Source organism: Burkholderia sp. AU45388 (assembly GCF_030481585.1).
GTDB classification, from domain to species: Bacteria; Pseudomonadota; Gammaproteobacteria; order Burkholderiales; family Burkholderiaceae; genus Burkholderia; species Burkholderia sola.
This window is the reverse complement of sequence record NZ_JAUJPV010000034.1, coordinates 22,184-40,822: the sequence shown is the minus strand read 5'-3', so window position 1 is coordinate 40,822 and position 18,639 is coordinate 22,184. Positions and strand designations below refer to the sequence as shown.

General features: G+C 71.2%; 18 protein-coding genes and 1 pseudogene. 8 read left to right on the top strand and 11 right to left on the bottom strand.

The features are described from left to right. From QZM72_RS33430 to QZM72_RS33420, 3 genes and pseudogenes are all read left to right on the top strand, one after another. Nucleotides 1-142 (top strand): annotated as a pseudogene (locus QZM72_RS33430) (acetyl-CoA C-acetyltransferase); the annotation flags it as partial. A gap of 219 nt (nt 143-361) precedes the next feature. Continuing rightward, a complete protein-coding gene (phbB, locus tag QZM72_RS33425) occupies nt 362-1,105 on the top strand; it encodes an acetoacetyl-CoA reductase (protein ID WP_301740245.1) in 744 nt (247 codons plus the stop codon). Nucleotides 1,106-1,210: 105 nt separating this feature from the next. Continuing rightward, nucleotides 1,211-1,417 carry a hypothetical protein gene (locus tag QZM72_RS33420; RefSeq protein WP_089468451.1) on the top strand — a complete coding sequence of 69 codons (207 nt, stop codon included), beginning with the start codon at nt 1,211-1,213 and terminating at the stop codon, nt 1,415-1,417. Nucleotides 1,418-1,529: 112 nt separating this feature from the next. Here QZM72_RS33420 and QZM72_RS33415 read toward each other — a convergent pair whose 3' ends face one another. The 10 genes from QZM72_RS33415 to QZM72_RS33370 form a co-directional block, all read right to left on the bottom strand. After that, entirely contained in the window at nt 1,530-1,859 is a 330-nt protein-coding gene (locus QZM72_RS33415) for a hypothetical protein (RefSeq protein ID WP_089468450.1), read from the bottom strand. Then, entirely contained in the window at nt 1,856-2,359 is a 504-nt protein-coding gene (locus tag QZM72_RS33410; protein WP_089468449.1) for a hotdog family protein, read from the bottom strand. The genes QZM72_RS33415 and QZM72_RS33410 overlap by 4 nt, the downstream gene beginning before the upstream one ends. After that, complete coding sequence (locus QZM72_RS33405; protein ID WP_089468448.1) at nt 2,356-3,174, bottom strand: beta-ketoacyl synthase chain length factor; 819 nt, start codon at nt 3,172-3,174, stop codon at nt 2,356-2,358. Before QZM72_RS33405 ends, QZM72_RS33410 begins: the two co-directional genes overlap by 4 nt. A gap of 8 nt (nt 3,175-3,182) precedes the next feature. Beyond that, on the bottom strand, nt 3,183-4,406 hold the full coding sequence (locus tag QZM72_RS33400) for a beta-ketoacyl-[acyl-carrier-protein] synthase family protein (RefSeq protein ID WP_089468793.1): 1,224 nt from the start codon (nt 4,404-4,406) through the stop codon (nt 3,183-3,185). A gap of 63 nt (nt 4,407-4,469) precedes the next feature. Next, nucleotides 4,470-5,354: a polysaccharide deacetylase family protein gene (locus tag QZM72_RS33395; RefSeq protein WP_301740244.1), complete on the bottom strand. Its 885-nt coding sequence runs from the start codon at nt 5,352-5,354 to the stop codon at nt 4,470-4,472. Then, nucleotides 5,351-7,825, bottom strand: coding sequence for an MMPL family transporter (locus QZM72_RS33390; RefSeq protein WP_301740243.1), 2,475 nt, complete (start codon nt 7,823-7,825; stop codon nt 5,351-5,353). Before QZM72_RS33390 ends, QZM72_RS33395 begins: the two co-directional genes overlap by 4 nt. Continuing rightward, complete coding sequence (locus QZM72_RS33385) at nt 7,825-8,463, bottom strand: outer membrane lipoprotein carrier protein LolA (protein WP_301740242.1); 639 nt, start codon at nt 8,461-8,463, stop codon at nt 7,825-7,827. The genes QZM72_RS33390 and QZM72_RS33385 overlap by 1 nt, the downstream gene beginning before the upstream one ends. Next, the gene (locus QZM72_RS33380; RefSeq protein ID WP_301740241.1) at nt 8,460-9,437 is read right to left on the bottom strand and encodes an acyl-CoA synthetase; all 978 of its coding nucleotides are present in this window, start codon (nt 9,435-9,437) and stop codon (nt 8,460-8,462) included. Before QZM72_RS33380 ends, QZM72_RS33385 begins: the two co-directional genes overlap by 4 nt. After that, the gene (locus QZM72_RS33375) at nt 9,434-11,194 is read right to left on the bottom strand and encodes an AMP-binding protein (RefSeq protein ID WP_301740240.1); all 1,761 of its coding nucleotides are present in this window, start codon (nt 11,192-11,194) and stop codon (nt 9,434-9,436) included. The genes QZM72_RS33380 and QZM72_RS33375 overlap by 4 nt, the downstream gene beginning before the upstream one ends. A gap of 59 nt (nt 11,195-11,253) precedes the next feature. After that, on the bottom strand, nt 11,254-11,907 hold the full coding sequence (locus QZM72_RS33370; RefSeq protein WP_301740239.1) for a hypothetical protein: 654 nt from the start codon (nt 11,905-11,907) through the stop codon (nt 11,254-11,256). Nucleotides 11,908-12,450: 543 nt separating this feature from the next. Between QZM72_RS33370 and QZM72_RS33365 the strand changes: the two genes are divergently transcribed. From QZM72_RS33365 to QZM72_RS33345, 5 genes are all read left to right on the top strand, one after another. Continuing rightward, nucleotides 12,451-12,735 carry a phosphopantetheine-binding protein gene (locus tag QZM72_RS33365; RefSeq protein ID WP_084044082.1) on the top strand — a complete coding sequence of 95 codons (285 nt, stop codon included), beginning with the start codon at nt 12,451-12,453 and terminating at the stop codon, nt 12,733-12,735. A 124-nt stretch (nt 12,736-12,859) separates the two neighbouring features. After that, on the top strand, nt 12,860-13,576 hold the full coding sequence (gene fabG, locus QZM72_RS33360; RefSeq protein ID WP_301740238.1) for a 3-oxoacyl-ACP reductase FabG: 717 nt from the start codon (nt 12,860-12,862) through the stop codon (nt 13,574-13,576). 37 nt (nt 13,577-13,613) lie between these two features. Beyond that, a complete protein-coding gene (locus tag QZM72_RS33355) occupies nt 13,614-14,906 on the top strand; it encodes an endoribonuclease L-PSP (RefSeq protein WP_301740237.1) in 1,293 nt (430 codons plus the stop codon). 125 nt (nt 14,907-15,031) lie between these two features. Beyond that, nucleotides 15,032-15,814: a glycosyltransferase family 2 protein gene (locus QZM72_RS33350; RefSeq protein ID WP_089468439.1), complete on the top strand. Its 783-nt coding sequence runs from the start codon at nt 15,032-15,034 to the stop codon at nt 15,812-15,814. 203 nt (nt 15,815-16,017) lie between these two features. Further along, nucleotides 16,018-16,779 carry a M48 family metalloprotease gene (locus QZM72_RS33345; RefSeq protein WP_301740236.1) on the top strand — a complete coding sequence of 254 codons (762 nt, stop codon included), beginning with the start codon at nt 16,018-16,020 and terminating at the stop codon, nt 16,777-16,779. Between the two features lie 123 nt (nt 16,780-16,902). On the opposite strand, the gene QZM72_RS33340 is transcribed toward QZM72_RS33345, so the two are convergent. Next, entirely contained in the window at nt 16,903-18,603 is a 1,701-nt protein-coding gene (locus QZM72_RS33340; RefSeq protein WP_301740235.1) for a lactate permease LctP family transporter, read from the bottom strand. Between the last annotated feature and the right edge of the window lie 36 nt (nt 18,604-18,639).

The window sequence follows — 18,639 nt, the reverse complement described above, 5'->3', positions numbered from 1 at the left end:
CGGCCATCCGATCGGCGCGTCGGGCTGCCGGATCCTGGTGACGCTGCTGCACGAGATGGCCAAGCGCGATGCGAAGCGCGGGCTGGCGTCGCTGTGCATCGGCGGCGGGATGGGCGTCGCGCTCGCGATCGAGCGCGTCTGAGCAGCGCGTCTGACGACACGGCTCGCTTGCGGCGCGAATCGGCGTCGCAAGCGAGCCCGGCGGTTTTCGCGCAAGACAGGCAGTCAACAACACAGCGCGGCGCCGGTGGGTGCCGCGCCCGCGACGCGGGCGGCTGCGCATCGAAGCGGTGGGGCGGCAGCATGTGCGAGGCCGTCGCTCCGCCTTTCATCGATTACTTTTTTGTCGGTAATTCATAGTATGACCAAGCGAATTGCAGTTGTGACAGGTGGAATGGGCGGCCTCGGCGAGGCGGTCAGCATCCGGTTGAACGACGCGGGTCACCGGGTAGTCGTCACGTATTCGCCGAACAACGCCGGCGCGGACCGCTGGCTGACCGAGATGCATGCAGCCGGCCGGGAATTCCATGCGTACCCGGTGGACGTGGCCGATCACGACTCGTGCCAGCAATGCATCGAGAAGATCGTGCGGGACGTCGGCCCGGTCGACATTCTCGTGAACAACGCGGGCATCACGCGCGACATGACGCTGCGCAAGCTCGACAAGGTCAACTGGGACGCGGTGATCCGCACGAACCTCGATTCCGTGTTCAACATGACGAAGCCGGTCTGCGACGGCATGGTCGAGCGCGGCTGGGGCCGTATCGTCAACATCTCGTCGGTGAACGGCTCGAAGGGGGCGGTCGGCCAGACCAACTACGCGGCCGCGAAAGCCGGCATGCACGGCTTCACGAAATCGCTGGCGCTCGAGGTCGCGCGCAAGGGCGTGACGGTGAACACGGTGTCGCCGGGCTATCTGGCGACGAAGATGGTCACCGCGATCCCGCAGGACATCCTCGACACGAAGATCCTCCCGCAGATTCCGGCGGGCCGGCTCGGCAAGCCCGAGGAAGTCGCGGCGCTGGTGGCTTACCTGTGCTCGGAGGAGGCCGGCTTCGTGACGGGCTCCAACATCGCGATCAACGGCGGTCAGCACATGCAGTGACATGCGGCGGCCCGCACGGCGCTCGCTCGGGGGCGGGCCGCGTTCCCCATCCCGTGCCGGAGCGGCGGCAGGCGCGCCGCTTCGGCGCCGCATTCCGGAGAACGCATGGGCGACACCTGGATCGGGCTGGCGATCGGCGGCTCGGCGCTGGCCATCGGGCTGACGATGGCGATCTCGCTCTACTGGCTCGAGCGGCGCCGCGCACGGCTGCTGCGGAACTTCGATCATCGCGATTGCTGGCTCGTCGCGTACGGCAAGTGCCTCGCGCGCAGGCCGGCGAGGTCGCCGCACCGCATGCGCCGGGCACGCTGACGGCGGCGCCGGCGCGTCGCCAGCGGTGAGCGATGGCCGAGCGGTCGGTGAGCAGTGGGTGAGCGGTCACGGCGCGCGCACATGCCGTCGGCAGCGCGCGCGGGGCGCGCAGTCAGTCGTTCTTCTCGCGCTTTCCAGCCGACTCGCCCGCGTCGTTCTTGTGGAAGATCCGCTTCGTCGTGCGCTTGGTGGCATCCCAGCCTTCGCGCGATACGTGGGCGACGCCGTGCCCGACCGCCTTCGCTGCGCTCGCGGTCGCGTGGCCGAAGCTGCGTGCGGCCTCGCCGGTCTTATGCGCGGCTTCCTTCGAATCGCGCTTGATGTCCTGCTTCACTTCCGACATGTCCGCGTGCGCGAGCGGGCTGAGCAGCGCCAGAACGAGCGCGGCGCCAATGAACTGACGAACTTTCACGACCGGTTTCCTTGAGGTAAGCCTCGTCATCGAGGATTCGTGTGGCCGGCAGGCGCCGGTTGAAACGCGCCGGCGGCCGATGCGTCGAGCATCACCGCCGCGCGGCCGGACAGCAGCACGCGCTCGCCGCAGCGCAGCGCGAAGCCGTACAGCACCGAGCGGCTGTCGCCGCTCATCCGCTGCGCATCGACGATGAGCGGCGCTTCGAACGTGTCGAGCCGGTCGACGAACGCGTCGACGTTGCGCACGCTCGCGAGATAGCCGACGCGCGGCGGCGCTTCGTGCGCGCCGAGCAGCGCGCCGTGGACGGCCATCGCCTGCGCCGCGTATTCGATGCCGCAGACCGACGCGAGCCGCCCGTGCGCGCGCAGCGGGTTGTGCGGATCGCGGTGGCTCGTCGCGGTGCAGCGGATTCGTTCGGCATCCCACGCGTCGACCGAATCGAGCATGCACATCGCGCCGGCATGCGGAATGTGCGCGGCAATCCACGCGCGGTCGAGCGGCGGGGTCGATCCGGCCGTTGCGGTCATCGCGCGCGCTCCGCCGACGGTTCGGACATCGCGACGTCGACCTGCACGCGCGTATCGTCGAGGTAGTCGAGCACGACGCGCGTCGAGCGCCGCGTGGCGAGCGCATCGAGCAGCGGCAGCACGCGCGCGGCCGGATTGCCGGCGCGCAGCGCGTCGAGTCCGGCATGCGCGAGCGTCGTCGCGGGTGCATCGGTGAGCTGCACGTCGATGCGGGCGAGCGTGCGTTCGCCGGCTTCCGGCGCGAACACGAGCGCGACGCCGAATGCGTCGTCGATCGGCCGCACCGTGCGCAGCGGTTCCGGATAGTCGGTGTCGTACGCGATCAGCAGGCTCGGCACGCGATCGACGACGACCTGGCACAGGCTTTCGAGCAGGCCGGCGGCAAAGCTGCCGTCGTGCGCGCACAGCACGTTCGACGTCGCCGTCGCGCGGGTCGCGATGCTCCAGTAGCCGGCCGGCGCGTTGTGCACCGAATTGTGGAAGCGGGTCGGCGACAGCTGGCGATCGTCGCCGGCCAGCGTGTCGCAGATCGCGTGGCAGTTCTGGCCGTCGCCGCCGGACGCGCTGAATACGGTCGCGAGCGTCGCGGCGTCGCGGCCGCTCGCGGCCACCGCTTCGTGGCCGACCGCGAGCGCGGCGCGCACGACGGGGCCCGTGCGGCGCCGTTCGGCGGACGGCAGCCCGGCCGGCGGCGGCAGCTCGGTGCGGGCCGGCACGTACGGCGCACGGCCCGCGAGCACGTCGGCCGCATGCGGCCAGTCGTGCAATCCCGGCCCGACGAGGCCGATGCTTTCGATGAAGGCGGTGAGTGTCATGGCGGGCCTCAACGTCGGGCGCGGCCGGCCACGCTCTGGGCGCGGCCGAGGAGCAGGCTGCAATTCGTGCCGCCGAAGCCGAACGAATTGGAGAGGACGGCGTGCACGCGCGTGTTGCGGCTCGCGAGCACGTAATCGGCTGCGAGCGCCGGGTCGGGCTGCGTCGTGTTGACGCCGGCCGGCACGAATTGCTCGCGCAGCGCGAGCGCGGCGACGATCGCCTCCAGCGCGCCGGCCGCGCCCAGCGTGTGGCCGGTCGCGCCCTTCGTCGAGCTGCACGGCGTGCGGGCGAACAGTGCGCCGAGCGCGCGGCTTTCCGCTGCGTCGTTGCTCGGCGTCGCGGTGCCGTGCAGGTTCACGTAGTCGATCTCGTGCGCGCCGAGGCCGGCGGACGCGAGCGCCTGCTCGATCGCGGCGCGCGCGCCGAGCCCTTCCGGATGCGGCGACGACATGTGGTGCGCGTCGCTCGATTCGCCGATGCCGAGCAGCAGGATCGCGTCGCCGTCGAGCGCGGCGGGCGGGGCAGGGACGCGTTCGACGAGCGCGAACGCGGCGGCTTCGCCGATCGAGATGCCGTCGCGCGCGCGATCGAACGGCCGGCACGGCTGGCGCGACAGCAATTCGAGCGAGTTGAAGCCGTATAGCGTGGTCAGGCACAGCGAATCGACGCCGCCGACGACGGCCGCGTCGATCAGCCCTGCCTCGATCATGCGTCGCGCGGAGCCGAACACCTTCGCGCCCGACGAGCACGCGGACGAGATCGCCATCGCCGGCCCGCGCAGCGCGAAATACGCGCGCACGAACGCGGCCGGCGAATACGGGTTGTGCGTGTGCGCGTAGCGGAAATCGGCCGGCAGCGCGCCGCTCGCCGGATCGCGGCGCTGGTACGCGCGTTCGGTTTCGAGGATGCCGGCCGTGCTCGTGCCGATGAACACGCCGACGCGTGCGGCGCCGTAGCGCGCGACCGCCGCCGCGACGTGCGCGTCGAAGCCGTCCTGCGTCAGGCCGAGTTGCGCGAGGCGGTTGTTGCGGCAGTCGAAGTCGGCGAGATCGGCGCGCACGGGCTGTGCATCGACACCGTCCACCGCGCCGATCCACGTATCGAGATCCGCACGCTCGAAGTGGCACGGCGCGAGCCCGCCGCGGGCGTGGCGCAACGCATCGAGGGTCGCGTCGAGGCCGCGGCCGATGCAGCTGGTGGCGGTGAAGTGCGAGAGCAGGAGAGGGTTCACGAGGGTCGCATCCGGTGGCCGGAACAGGCGCGGCAGCAGGGCTGGCACGCGCGCCGTTCGAGGTCAGATTTTATCAAACGGGGGTGCCGAAACGCCCGGCTGGCCGGACGGTTCGGGCGCGCGCGCCGCGCGCAAGGTGGTCCAGTGCAACTGCGCGCCGGCGGCCGCGCGCAGCACCGCGGGCAGCACGTCGAGCACGACCGGTTCGCCGCGCGCATCGCGCGCCGCGTGACCGTCGTGCACGAGCAGGATGTCGCGTGCATCGAGCCCGTGCAGCAGGCGGCGCGTGACGGTCGCGGCGTCGCGCGCACGCGTGTCGAAGCCGCGCCGCGTCCAGCTCGCGAGTTGCAGGCCGAATTCGCACAGCACCGGTTCGAGAAACGGATTGCGCAGGCCGGCCGGCGCGCGGAAGAACAGCGGGCGCGTGCCGGCGATGTCGGTCAGCGTCTGCTGCGCGGCCGCGATCTCGCGTCGCAGCGCGGCCGGCCCCGACAGCGAGAACGTATGGCGGTGCCGCTGGCTGTGGTTCTCGACCGCATGGCCGCGCGCGACGATCGCCTCGATCCATCGCGGATGGCGGCGCGCGAGATCGCCGATGCAAAAGAACGTCGCGCGCGCGTCGTAGCGGTCGAGCAGGTCGAGCACGCGCGGCGTGACGTCCGGGTCGGGACCGTCGTCGATCGTCAGCGCGATGCGGCGGCCCGCGCCGGCCGGCAGGCGTGTCCAGTTCGGGCCGAGCAGCGTGCTGCGCGGCCACAGGCCGGCCGCGGTCAGCGCGAGATGCGACGCGACCACGCCGCCGACGGCCCACGGCCACGCGGCCGGTTGCGCGATCACGGTTGCGGCCGCGCCGGCGTGCAGCGCGGCGGCGCTCGCGATCAGCGGCGTGGGCTTCCAGCGCCGTGCGTCGCCGGCATCGCGCGGCGGAATGACAGGCGGCACGTTCATGCGCGGCCTCCTCGTTCGCGCGGGCCGAACCCTGCGGTTCCCTCGGCGCGCGGCGCGAGAATCGCCGCGAACGCGAGCGCGAGCATCGCGCCGGGGCCGACGGTCAGCCCGAAGGTTTCGAGCAGCGGCACGCGCGACAGCGCGAGCAGCCCGAAGCCGGCGACCGTCGCGAGGTTCGCGATCAGCAGCGACACGAGCGTGTACGGCGTGACGGGCTGCGCGTCGTCGCGCCGGCAGAAGAACAGCGCGTAGTTCGAGCCGACCGCGACGATCAGCAGCATCCCGACGAGGTGCAGGATCGTCAGTGGCACGCCGGCGAGCGCGAAGCCGGCTGTCACGACCAGCACGGCCGCGACGAGCGGGGCGAGGGCGCGCACGGCGCGGCGCGGCGAGCGCAACGCAATCGCCAGCAGCACGGCGATCGCGGCGAATCCTGCGAGCGACAGCCGGATGTCCTCGTGCACGTAGCTCACGTACAGGCGATCGGCTTCGGCCTTCATGTCGACGAACAGCGCATCGGGCACGCCCGCGCGCGCGACGGCGGCGCGAATCGGCGCGGCGTCGAGGCTCGACGCGGGCTGCGCGGCGCGCGCGGCGTCCGGCGCCCGCAGCGGCAGCATCGCGCTCCAGCGGCCGTCGCGTTCGGTCAGCAGCGCATCGACGGCGAGCGCCATCGACGTGCCGCGCAGGTCCGTGCGCGTCAGCAGCGGCGCGCGGCGTGCGGCGTCGACGTCGACGAGGAACGGCGCGAACAGGCCGGGTTTCACCGCGATCGGCTGGTGCGCGACGGCATCGCGCATTCGTGCGGCGAGCGCCGTTGCATCCGGCAGGCTCGCCTGGCGCGCGCGCTGCGCGGCATCGCTCGGCAGGTAGCGTGCGGGGTTTTCGAAACCGCCGAGCGCGCCGCGGTCGACGAGCGGCTGCAACTGCGCGGCGACTTTTTCCGCGCCTTCGAGCGCGGCCTGTTCGGTCGGCGCGGCGATCACGACGAGATAGCGCACGTCGGGCGCGCCGACGTCGGCGCGCAGCCGCGCGTCGAGCGCCTGCGCTGGCGCGGGCACCGGGCTGAGCGCGGCGAGCTCGCGGCTCCACAGGCCGTCGCGATGCAGCGCGAGCGTCGCGCACGCGGCGACCACGAGCACCGCGAGCGGCCCGCGCAGCCGCGGCGCGGCGTCGGCCGCGCGCGCGAGGACGGCGCCGACGCGCGATACGTCGCGGATCGCGACATGCTCGCCGCGCAGGTGCGGCAGCACGAAGCGCGTGACGAGCGCGGCGGCCGTCAGCCCGACGATCGAATACAGCCCGAGTTGCACGAGGCCCGGGAAGCCGGAGAACAGCATCGACGCGAACCCGCACACCGACGTCAGCACGCCGAGCCGGATCGTCGGCCAGTACGCGGCGACCCACGCGCGCGTCGCGTCGGCCGGGCGGGCGGCGCCGCGCGTGCCGGCCTGCGCCGATTGCACGAACAGGTAGATCGCATAGTCGACGGCTTCGCCGATCAGCGTCGTGCCGAAACCGAGCGTCAGCCCGTGGACCGTGCCGAACGCGACGCCGACCGCCGCGATCCCGGCCGCGACGCCGGTCAGCACCGGCAGCAGGCCGAGCGCGAGCGTGCGCGGCGAACGGTACAGCGTGAGCAGCAGCGCGACGATCAGCACGACGCTTGCCGTCGACAACCGCTCGACGTCGTGCCGGATCGTGTCGCGTGTGTCGACCGAGAACACGCCGGGGCCGGTCATCGCAAGCGTCGCGGCGTTCGCGTTCGGCACGGCCCGCGTCGCGGCCGCGAACGCGCGGCGCACGGCGTCGATGGCGCGGGCCTGCGCGTCGGTATCGGAGCCGGCGGCGGCAGTCTGCACGACCAGCACCGCGCGCGTGCCGTCGCGCGACGCCCACACGCCGTCGCGGCTCGCCGGTTCGGCCGCGCTGTCGAGCCCGTCGACCAGCGCGGCGACTTCGCCGGTCGGGTCGCGCGGCAGCATCGCCTTCGCGACGAGGCCGGCCGACGAACCCAGCAGGTCGAGGCTGTCGCCGAGCGCCCGGTGCAGGCCGTCGGCGCTGAAGCGCTGCGGCGTGACGGCCGGGCTCAGCAGATAGCGATGGTCGAAGATGAATTGCCGGTCGCGCGCGTCGTTCGCGGCTTCGCCGTTGTGCACGGCCGCGAACTGCGGATCGGTGCGCAGCGTGCCGGCCATGCGCCGCGACAGCGCGGCGCGCGTGCCCGCGTCGCCGCCGTCGATCGCGACGAGAATCAGGCGCGACACGATGCCGTCGCGCAACTGGTCGACGAGCACGCGCTGCCCGGCGCTCGGCGCATTCGGCAGGAACGCGGACAGGTCGGCCGTGAAGTGCGCGCGCCCGATCGCGATACCGCACGCGACGAGCGCGAGCAGCCACGCGAGCACCGCGCGCTGCCGCCATGCGGGCACGCGGCGGGCGACGGGGGCGGGGCGCGTACGCTCGTCCATCAGTTCGCGTTCGCCGCGACCGGTTGCAGGCGCATCACCGAACGATCGCCGTCGGCCTGCCGGATCGCGACGCTGCGCAACACGTCGCGCGTGCCGTCGAGCGTGATCGTGCTGACGACCTTCAGCATCCGCGAATCGAGCGGCGTGAGCGTCAGCGTCCAGTCGTCGCCGCGTCCGGAAAGGGCGACCCTGTACACCTGTTCGAGCGCGAAGCGGTTGCCGGCCAGCGTCGCGCGGATGCTGTCGATGAACGCGCCGAGCTCCGGATAGCGCGCGAGCGCGAGCGTGTACTTGCGGTTGTTGCGCTCGACGGTGAGCATGTCGCCGTCGACAACGAGGTGTTCGGGTTTTGGGCTCAGCGTGTGCTTTTCCAGATGGTCGGGCGCGACGAACATCAGTTCACCCGACGATTCGATCGGCTGCTCGGCAATCGACAGGGTCTTCGTCTCGGTGAAGGTCGCGCGGCCCGACTTGTGCTGCGCGAGCGTCGACATCAGCCGGTCGAGGGTCCACGCCGAGCCGGCGTCGGCTGCGTGCGCGGGCATGGCCAGCACGATCGCGGCGGCCGCGGCGGCGAGCACGCGGGCGATGCGGTGCGGCGAGAACGGGAACGGGCGGCGGCGGCGAACGGCGATCATGCGTCGGAATCCCTCGTGGCGGGCAGGTCGGCGCCGGCGTGCGCCACAGCGCGGCGCGCGGCCGCGGCATCGCCGCCCTGCCAGAAATCGAAATAGTTGAACCAGTTGTACGGCGCCATGCGGCAGTACTTGTCGAGGAGCGCGACGTAGCGCGCGAGCGCCGCGTCGACCGCCGCCGCGCGCGCGTCGCGCCGCACGTCGGAGAAATCGGCGAGCGTCTCGAAGTGCACGTCGTAGCGGTTGCCGTCGCGATAGAGGCCCGTCATGAAGATCACCGGGCGCTTCAGCATCGCGGCCATGTAAAGCGGCCCGAGCGGAAACGCGGCCGGCGCGCCGAGCAGCGGCAGGCGTCGCAGCGACGCGGCCGCGTCGTCGAGCAGCGTGCGATCGGCGAGCATGCCGACCATGCAGTTCGCGTCGAGGCGCTCGCGCACCTTCAGCATCGAGTCGACGTGCCCGAGCGGAATCACCTCCGGCTGCGCGGCCGGGTTCACCGCGGCGAGCGTCGCGTTGATCTTGCGCGCGTTCTCCTCGTACATCGTGACGACCACGCGCAGGTCCGGACGCGTGCGGCCGATCGCGCGCACGACCTCGAAGCTGCCGAGGTGCGCGCCCATCAGGAACGCGCCGCGCCCATCCGCGAGCGCGGCATCGACGCGCGTCTCGCCGTGCAGCCGGATGTCGAACAGGTCGAAGCGTCCGTTCATCAGGTAGACGCGATCGTGGATCGTCGCCGCGAACGTGAATACGTGCCGGTACACGTCGCGCCAGCGCGCGGGGCGGCCGAGCACGCGGCGCAGGTAGTCGCGCGACGCCGCGCACGCGGCCGGCGAGAACAGCACGAAATACGTCGCGATCAGGTGCAGCACGATGCGCGCGCGCGGTCGGCCGAAGCGCAGCGAGATCCACGTCATCGCGCGCAGCAGGCTCGCGTTGCTGCGCTCCTGGCGCTCGGCCCATGCGGTGCGTTTCATCGTTGCGCACCGTCCTGCGCGGCCGGCGGTGCGGACAGCACGCCGCTCGCGACCTCGCGCGACCCGGCGCGCACCGTGAAGCGGATCGCGCCGCTGGCCGCGGCGTCGTACGCGAGCGCGAGCGGTTCGCCGGGTGCGACCGGACTCAGGAATTTCGCGGACCCGAGCCGCCACGTGTGCAGCGGACGGTTCAGCGCCGCACCGATCGTATGGATCGCGCGATCGAGCAGCACGACGCCCGGCACGACCGGATGGCCGGGGAAGTGGCCGGGCAGCGCGGGATGGTCGGCGGCAATCGTGAACGCAAGCGCGGGCGTGCCGGCCGGGGCGCGCTCGGCGGGCGGCGCGGCCGTTGCAGCCGTCGTGGCCGTCGCGCGCGCATGGTGCGCGACGAGCGCGGCCAGCACGTCGCGCGGCAGCTTGCCCGTTTCGTTGCGTGGCAGCGCATCGACGAACACGAGCGGGCGCGGCATGAACGCGGGATCGATCCGCTCGCGCAGCGCGCGTTGCAGATCGGCGGCCGCGAGCGTCGGCGCGACGACGAGCGCGACGAGCCGCGTGACCGGCTCGAGCGCCGTGTCGCCGTGCGCCGGCGCGGCTTCGTCAGGCATGAAGAACACGCCGTCGACCACCTGGGCAATCGCGTTGAGCTGATGGTTCAGGTACGCGAGCGACGTGCGCTTGCCGGCGATGTTGACGAGGTCGGCCTTGCGGCCGTGCAGCAGGAACCGGCCGTCGCCGAGCAGTTCGAGCGCGTCGCCCATCGGCACCGGCGCCTCGACGTGGCCGCCCGATACCCACACGGTCGGCCCGTTGTCGTCGCCGTCCGGTTCGTCGCGTGCGTCGAGCCGGATGTCCGGGAACAGTTCCCACGCGGCGCCTTGCGACGTGCGACGGGTCGCGATCTGGCCGGTTTCGGTGCTGCCGTAGATCTCGACGAGCGGCGCGTCGAGCGCGGCCTCGGCTTCGCGCGCGAGTTTTTCCGACAGCGGCGCGGTGGCCGACAGCACGAGCGCCGCGGGCGGCAGCGCATGGCCGGCCGACAGCAGCGCACGCAGGTGGATCGGCGACGTGACGAGCACGCGCGGCTGCGAGATCGCATCGAGCTCGTCGCGAATGTCGCCCGGATAGAACGGCTGGCGGTTGCTGAACGCGAGGCCGCCGAGCAGCGCGAGCAGCACCGTCGATTCGAAGCCGTACATGTGCTGCGCTGGCACCGTGCCGATCAGCGTGGCCGCGCGGCCGTCGAGCAGCCCGAGGCGATCGGCCGCCGCGCGCACGCAGCCGACCAGGAAGCCCCAGGTCTTGCGGTGCGGCACCGGCTGGCCGGTCGAGCCGGACGTGAACACGTAGGCCATGATCCGCGCCGCATCGATCCGCGGCACGGCGAACGGCGCGTCGCTCGCCGGTTCGCCGGGCGCGGCATCGGGATACGCGAAGCGCGGCAGGTCGATCGTGCAATCGGGCGCGTCGTGCAGGCAGAACGCGTCGGGCGCGAACGACGCGAGCTGGCGGACCATTTCCGGCGTGTGCGTCGATGGCAGCAGGCTGATCCTGCCGGCGACGAGCGCCGCGCACAGGCTGACCGCGAAGCGATAGCGGTCGCGGCACACGTTGAACACGTGGCCGCCGGCGGGTAGCGCGGCGGCCACGCGCGCGACGTCGGCGACGAACGCGCGCACGGTGACGGGCGCGCCGTCGCGCCAGGCGATCGTCTGGTCCGGCGAGGAATGGAATACCAGCGGGTGAGTCGGCATAAATCGGTCAAGACGGGAACGAAGGCCGGCACGGCCGCGGGGCCGTGCCGGTCATGAATTCATCGCGAGCCCTGCGATGCGTGGGTCGACGCGCGATACGCGCGCACCGCGTCGACCATCCGCGGCCGCGGCTCGTGCGGCAGCGCGAAACGCCGGCACGCATGCTCGGCCGCGAACATCGCGGCGACGAGCGGCAGCGACAGATAGTTCGCGAAGGTCGACCACGTGACGATCGGCGCGGTCGCGAACAGCAGCGTCGACACGGCGGCGATCGCGACGAAGAACAGCGTCCACGCGAGCGTGATGCGCCGCGTGTAGCGCGCGACGGCCGGCGTGACCGTGCCGTGGATCATCGCCGCGAAGCGCGTGCACAGCGGGACCTGACCGGCCACGAGCGTGCGGCCGAACAGCAGCGCCATCGCGACGTTGAAGCTCGCGTGCTCCAGATATAGGCCCCATTCGAAGTGCTGCGCGAGCGGCGCGCGCGCGGCCCACAGCGTGGCGGCAACCAGCAGCCAGGCCGGCACGAGCCACGCGCGCCGCGGCGAGCGCAGCGCCGCGCCGAGCGCGAGCAGCAGCGGCGGCACGAGCGCCATCGCGAGGCCGAAGCCGTGCGCGCCAGGCGTTGCGCTCGCGTAGTGCGCGCCGGCCTGGTAGGCGGCCACGGCGCCGACCGCGGCGACACCCCGCGCGACGGGCAGCAGCCGGCTCATCGGCGGCCTCCGGCCGCGCGGCGCGCGCAGCGGTCGGCGGCCGTGCGGCAGCGGCTGACGGGCGGGCGAACCGGAACGGAGCGCAAGGGCGGATGCGGCATGGCAGGAAACATCGGGCGGATCGTGGGGGACGCGGGGCGGGCGTCAAACATCATATGAATGGTGGCCGGGACGCGGGTCCGGGCCGGTGGTCGGGCACGCTCATTTTAGGGCCGCGGCAGCGCGGTTCGGGGCCGCCGCGACCGGGTTTTGTAACCGATTGTATGGCACCGGACGAACGGTTTCGCGGGGTCGGTCCATTTCCATCCGAAGCGGCTCAAGCGTCTCGTGCATTCGCGTCCGAAACGGGCCGCGGCGATGGCTCGCCAGTCTTGTAACCATTCGCGGTATACGGCCCGATACCCTTCGTCTAGAATCCGCGTAACTTTTACAAACAATCCCCCAACGACGCAGGCGGGGAAGCCGGCAGACGCCGGAGGGACGGAGATTTCGCACGCGCCGGGCGTGCCCGACGGTTGCCGTTTCCGTGCACCTCCCGCTGCCATGGGCCGCCTGCACGCACCCATGATGAACGCACTGGAACAAGAGCTCGCCACGCTGATCATCGGCGAATTGAATCTCGAAGACGTCCCGCTCGACACAGTGACGGCCGATACTCCGCTGTATGGCGAAGGGTTCGGGCTCGACTCCATCGACATCCTGGAAATCGCGCTGCTGATTTCGAAGAAATACGGCTTCGAACTGCGCTCGGACAATCCGGATAACCAAAAGATCTTTGCGACGCTCGGGGCGCTCGCGGCCTATGTCGCCGCGCATCGCACGAAGTGACGGCGGCGCGCATGGGTGTAGCGCACGGGCGCGATGCAACGGTGAGGACGGCACGCGGCGGCGCTCGACGGACGGCGCGCGGCCGCATCGATCGAGGTGAGAACGCGATGAACGGAGCAATTCGATGCGGGCGCTCGTGACGGGCGGCAGCGGCGCACTCGGGCAGGCGATCTGCGTGGCGCTCGCGCAGGCCGGCCATGAAGTATGGGTGCATGCGAACCGCCATCTCGCGCAGGCGGAGGCCGTCGCGCAGCAGATCGTCGCGGCCGGCGGCGCCGCGCACGCGATCGCGTTCGACGTGACCGACGCCGATGCGACGCTCGCCGCGCTGCAGCCGTTCATCGACGATGCGCCGGTGCAGATCCTCGTCAACAACGCGGGCATTCACGACGACGCGCCGATGGCCGGCATGTCGCGCCGGCAGTGGCACAGCGTGATCGACGTGACGCTCAACGGCTTTTTCAACGTCACGCAGCCGCTGCTGCTGCCGATGATCCGCATGCGGCGCGGACGGATCGTCAACATCGCGTCGGTGGCCGGCGTGACGGGCAATCGCGGGCAGGCCAACTACGCGGCCGCGAAGGCGGGGCTGATCGGCGCGACGAAGTCGCTGTCGCTGGAGCTCGCGTCGCGCGGCATCACCGTGAACGCGGTGGCGCCCGGCATCATCGCATCGCCGATGGCCGAACCGGCGTTTCCCGCCGAACGCATCAAGCAGCTCGTGCCCGCGCAGCGCGCGGGCCGGCCCGACGAAGTCGCGGCGATGGTCGCGTACCTGGTATCCGACGCCGCGGCCTATGTGACGGGGCAGGTGTTGTCCGTCAACGGCGGGCTCGCGTGACGAAGCGCGCCGCGTAGGCCTGACGTAACGCCACGCGGTGCAGTGCCGCGGGGTCGCGCGGCCTGCGCCGCATAGTGAGGAAATCGAAGTGTCCGTGCATCCAGTCGACGCCGAACGGCGCCCGAGTCCGCTGTTGCCCGCCGCCGTGCCGTTCGCGCACGGCGGCGAGCGCGCGCTGCGGCTCGTCCAGATGACCGATGCGCGGCTCGCCGCGCTGCTGCGCGACGCGCGCACGCAGGGCGACGGACTCGATCGCGTATTTTCCGGCGCGCTGGGCGCGGTGTGCATCGGCGCGGCGGGAGCACCGGACGCGTCGCGCGCCGACGCAATGGCGCGGAGGCTGACCGATGCCGCGCCCGGCCTGCCGGTCGCGCCGGTGCAGATGGCGCTGCTCGGCGCCGAGGTTGCACCGGGCGATGCCGTCTGCGAGCTTTGGCAATGCGATGCGCACGACCTGCGCAGCGCGCGGCGCGGTGCGTTGCACTACCGCTACAGCGAAGCGGCGGGGCTCGTGTTCGGTAGCCTCGTCGTGCACGAGACGGACGCGGCGTACGACGCGCCGCACGACGGCGGCACGCCGCTCGAACGCGCGACGTTCGAGGCGTACCGCGCGCTGTTCGACCTGCTCGATACGCTCGGCATGCCGCATCCGCTGCGGATCTGGAACACCGTGCCGGCGATCAATGCGGTGCAGGGCGGGATCGAGCGCTATCGTCAGTTCAATATCGGCCGTCAGCGTGCGTTCGATGCGTGCCGACGCGCGCTCACGGGCAGTGTGCCGGCCGCGTGCGCGCTCGGCTCGGTCGTGCCGGTCGCAGGCGATGCGTCGCCGGCCGCGCCGCTCGCGATTCATTTCCTCGCGAGCCGCACGCCGGCCGATTCCATCGAGAACCCGCGCCAGGTCAGCGCGTATCACTATCCGGCACAGTACGGCCCGCGTGCGCCGACGTTCGCGCGCGCCGCCGCTTGGGCCGAGGGGAAGGCGGCGCCGGTGCTGTTCGTATCGGGCACCGCGAGCATCGTCGGGCACCGTACCGTCCATCGCGGCGACGTCGTCGCGCAGACGCGCGAGACGGTCGCGAACCTCGCGGCGGTGCTCGAGCAGGCCGCGCGGCAGGGGCATGGCCCGTTCTCGCTCGCCGACCTGAGCTATCGCGTCTATGTGCGCGACGCCGGCGATACCGCGGCGCTGGCCGCGATCGAGCGCGTGCTGCGCGACGCGGCCGGCCCTCGCGTGCGGCCGCTGTTCGTGCATGCGGACGTGTGTCGCGACGACCTGCTGGTCGAGATCGAGGCCAGCGCCGGTCATGCGATGGCGTGGCTGTCATGAAGCGCGAGAGCCTCACGATCGGCCCGCCGGTCCGGCCTGCGGCCGGCGTCGACGACGCGTGCCGGCGTTCGTCGGCGAGTCATACACTTTTGTCAGGATCCCCGTCTTCACCATCGGCTGTTCCCATGTCCAAGCTGCACGCGTCGTCCACCCATCTCGTCCTGATTCCGAGCTACAACCCGGGCACCAAGGTCGACACGACCGTGCGCCAGGCCCGCGCGCGGTGGAATCCGGTGTGGGTCGTCGTCGACGGCAGCACCGACGGCAGCGCCGAACGGCTGCAGGCGATGGCCGAGTGCGATCCCGGCCTGCGCGTGATCGTGCTGCCGGAGAATCGCGGCAAGGGCGCCGCGGTGCTCGCGGGGCTCGACGCGGCGGCCGCGGGCGGCTTCACGCACGTGCTGACGATGGATTCCGACGGCCAGCATCCGGCCGATCTGATTCCCGCTTTCATGGCGGCGTCGCAGGCCGCGCCCGACGCGATGGTGCTCGGCGTGCCGAAGTTCGACGCGAGCGCGCCGCAGTTGCGCGTGCAGGGGCGCCGGCTGTCGAACGCGTGGGCCGACCTCGAGACGCTGTGGGCCGGGATCGGCGATTCGCTGTACGGCTTTCGCGTGTATCCGGTCGCGCCGCTGGCGGCGATCATGCGGCGCCAGCCGTGGATGCGCGGCTTCGACTTCGATCCCGAAGCGGCCGTGCGGCTGTGCTGGGCCGGCGTGCGCCCGATCCGCATCGACGCGCCGGTGCGCTATTTCGGCCGCCACGAAGGCGGCGTGTCGCATTTTCACTACGGCCGCGACAACGCGCTGCTCGCGTGGATGCACCTGCGCCTGTTCACCGGCTTCGCGATGCGGCTGCCGATGCTCGTCGCCCGCCGCCTGACGCGGCGCCGCGACCAGGCAGCCTGAGCGACGGCCGGTCCGCTGGCCGCCCCGGTCGCCGTGCCGGGTGCGGCGATTGCCGCGCCTTTCGTCGTCAATGCGGGGCCGGATCGCCGCGTCGTTTCAATCCACTGAGTAATGAACGTGTCATTCGCTGTAAACAACTGGTAATTTTCTGCCGGATTATGCAAAATCGCCGCTCCCAAATACAACTATCGAGGGATTCCGGGATGCAACTCAAGAAAGCGGTGGCGGCATGTGGCGTGGCGTTTCTGTTGAGCGCGTGCGGCGGGGTGCAGAGCCTTGACGCGAACAGCCTGACGTCGGCGGGGACCAACCTGTACAAGGCAGCGACGCTGTCGGACAGCGACATCGCCGCGCTGTCGAACGAGTCGTGCAAGTCGAGCGACGCCGAATCGAAGATCGCGCCGGCGAACAGCGCCTACGCGAAGCGCCTGACGAAGGTGATGAAGGGCTTCGGCGACATGACGCTGAACGGCCAGAAGATCAACTACAAGGTCTACATGACCAAGGACGTCAACGCGTGGGCGATGGGCAATGGCTGCGTGCGCGTGTACAGCGGCCTGATGGACATGATGAACGACGACGAACTGCGCGGCGTGATCGGCCATGAAATGGGCCACGTCGCACTCGGCCACTCGAAGAAGGCGATGCAGACGGCGTACGCGGTCAGCGCGGCGCGCAGCGCAGCCGGCGCGGCATCGCCGGGCGTGGCGGCGCTGTCGAGCTCGCAGCTCGGCGACATCACCGAGAAGTTCATCAACGCGCAGTTCTCGCAGTCGCAGGAAAGCGCGGCCGACGACTACTCGTTCGACCTGATGAAGCAGAAGAACATGAACCAGAAGGGCCTCGTTACCGCGTTCCAGAAGCTTGCAAAGCTCGACGGCGGCCAGAGCTCGATGATGAGTTCGCACCCGTCTTCGTCGAGCCGTGCGCAGCACATCGAGGATCGCATCGCGAAGGGCAGCTGATTCCGCGGCTGATCGCGTAGTGGGTCGCCGGCCGTCGACGCCGGCGATCGGCATGCGACATGAAAAACCCCACGCTCGTTGTTCGGGCGTGGGGTTTTGTTTTGGGCCGTGCCTGCGTGCCGCTTACGGCACCATTCCCGGCAGCAGGTACGCCTGCACGAGCGTGATCAGCCCGACGATCACCGCGAACAGCAGGCTGTGCCGCACCGTGAAGCGGAACAGCTCCGATTCCTTGCCGACGAGGCCCGTCGCCGCGCACGCGACCGCGATCGATTGCGGCGAGATCATCTTCGCGGTCACGCCGCCCGTCGTGTTCGCGGCGACCGCGAGCGTTTCGGGCACGCCGAGCTGATGGGCGGTGGCCTGCTGCAGCGAGCAGAACAACGCGTTCGACGACGTGTCCGAGCCGGTCAGGAACACGCCGAGCCAGCCGAGGAACGGCGAGAAGAACGGGAACGCGCCGCCGGTCGCGGCCAGTATCAGCGCGAGCGTCGACGACATCCCCGAGTAGTTCGCGACGAACGCGAACGCGAGCACGAGGCCGATCGACAGGATCGGGCGCGTCAGTTCCTTCAGCGTCTCGCCGAACGTGACGAGCGCGTCGCGCGGCTTCATCCGCAACAGCGCCATCGAGATCAGCGCGGTCACGAGGATCGCGCTGCCGACCGCCGACACGAGATCGATCTTCAGCACCGCGTCGAGCGCCTTCGGCGTCGCGGCGATCGGCGCGGTCTTCACGACGAGCTGGTCGAGCCCGGCCACGTGAAACTTCAGCACGGTCGACGCGAGCGCGCCGTGCGCGGCGAACAGCGCCTTGAACGGCGCGATGCTCCACACGGTGACGACGGCCGTCAGGATCAGGAACGGCGACCATGCGCGCACGGTCTGCGCGAGCGTGTACGGCGACGCCTGGCGGCTCGCGCCCGCCCCGTTGCCGCCCGCGCCGAAGCCGGCGAGCGCCGCGCCGCCGCCGGACGCGACGATTCCGCCTGCCGTCTGCTTCGCGCTGCTCGGCTGCCAGACCTTCAGGAACGCGGCGAGCGAAACGAGGCTCACGAGCGACGACGTGATGTCCGGCAGCTCGGGCCCGATGTGGTTCGACGTGAAGTACTGCGTGAGGGCGAAGCTGCCGCCCGCGACGAGCGCGGCCGGCCACGTCTGCCGTACGCCGCGCAGCCCGTCCATCATGAACACGAGCCAGAACGGCACCGCGAGCGACAGCAGCGGCAGTTGACGGCCGGCCATCGCGCCGATGTGGAACGCGTCGATGCCCGTCACCTGCCCGGCGACGATGATCGGGATGCCCATCGCGCCGAACGCGACCGGCGCGGTGTTGGCAATGAGACACAGTCCGGCCGCATGCAGCGGCTTGAAGCCGAGGCCGACGAGCAGCGCGGCCGTGATCGCGACGGGCGCGCCGAAGCCGGCCGCGCCTTCGAGGAACGCACCGAACGAGAAGCCGATCAGCAGCATCTGCAGCCGCTGGTCGTCGGTGATCGACAGCACCGACGCGCGGATGATGTCGAACTGGCCGGTCTTCACGACGATCTTGTACAGGAACACCGCCGCGACGATGATCCACGCGATCGGCCACAAGCCGTACGCGAAGCCGAAGCCGGCCGCCGCGAGCGCTTGCGGCACGGGCATGCCGTACGCGACGATCGCGACGCCGAGCGCCAGCAGCAGCGTGATCGCGGCGGCGACGTGGCCCTTCATCCGCAGCACGGCGAGCGCGACGAAAAAGAAGATGATCGGAATCGCGGCGACGAGCGCCGACAGCCCGAGGCTGCCGAGCGGGGTGTAGATCTGGTGCCAAACCTGCATGGTTGTCTCCTCCATGGATTTATCGGGGTACGGGTT

Bases quoted from the DNA above. Each gene is read 5' to 3' on its own strand.
- fabG (WP_301740238.1), top strand. From the start codon at position 12,860: ATGCGGGCGCTCGTGACGGGCGGCAGCGGCGCACTCGGGCAGGCGATC.
- phbB (WP_301740245.1), top strand. From the start codon at position 362: ATGACCAAGCGAATTGCAGTTGTGACAGGTGGAATGGGCGGCCTCGGC.
- QZM72_RS33385 (WP_301740242.1), bottom strand. From the start codon at position 8,463: ATGATCGCCGTTCGCCGCCGCCGCCCGTTCCCGTTCTCGCCGCACCGC.
- QZM72_RS33380 (WP_301740241.1), bottom strand. From the start codon at position 9,437: ATGAAACGCACCGCATGGGCCGAGCGCCAGGAGCGCAGCAACGCGAGC.
- QZM72_RS33415 (WP_089468450.1), bottom strand. From the start codon at position 1,859: ATGACGAGGCTTACCTCAAGGAAACCGGTCGTGAAAGTTCGTCAGTTC.
- QZM72_RS33365 (WP_084044082.1), top strand. From the start codon at position 12,451: ATGGGCCGCCTGCACGCACCCATGATGAACGCACTGGAACAAGAGCTC.
- QZM72_RS33345 (WP_301740236.1), top strand. From the start codon at position 16,018: ATGCAACTCAAGAAAGCGGTGGCGGCATGTGGCGTGGCGTTTCTGTTG.
- QZM72_RS33370 (WP_301740239.1), bottom strand. From the start codon at position 11,907: ATGAGCCGGCTGCTGCCCGTCGCGCGGGGTGTCGCCGCGGTCGGCGCC.
- QZM72_RS33420 (WP_089468451.1), top strand. From the start codon at position 1,211: ATGGGCGACACCTGGATCGGGCTGGCGATCGGCGGCTCGGCGCTGGCC.
- QZM72_RS33350 (WP_089468439.1), top strand. From the start codon at position 15,032: ATGTCCAAGCTGCACGCGTCGTCCACCCATCTCGTCCTGATTCCGAGC.
- QZM72_RS33405 (WP_089468448.1), bottom strand. From the start codon at position 3,174: ATGACACTCACCGCCTTCATCGAAAGCATCGGCCTCGTCGGGCCGGGA.
- QZM72_RS33390 (WP_301740243.1), bottom strand. From the start codon at position 7,825: ATGGACGAGCGTACGCGCCCCGCCCCCGTCGCCCGCCGCGTGCCCGCA.
- QZM72_RS33375 (WP_301740240.1), bottom strand. From the start codon at position 11,194: ATGCCGACTCACCCGCTGGTATTCCATTCCTCGCCGGACCAGACGATC.
- QZM72_RS33340 (WP_301740235.1), bottom strand. From the start codon at position 18,603: ATGCAGGTTTGGCACCAGATCTACACCCCGCTCGGCAGCCTCGGGCTG.
- QZM72_RS33395 (WP_301740244.1), bottom strand. From the start codon at position 5,354: ATGAACGTGCCGCCTGTCATTCCGCCGCGCGATGCCGGCGACGCACGG.
- QZM72_RS33410 (WP_089468449.1), bottom strand. From the start codon at position 2,359: ATGACCGCAACGGCCGGATCGACCCCGCCGCTCGACCGCGCGTGGATT.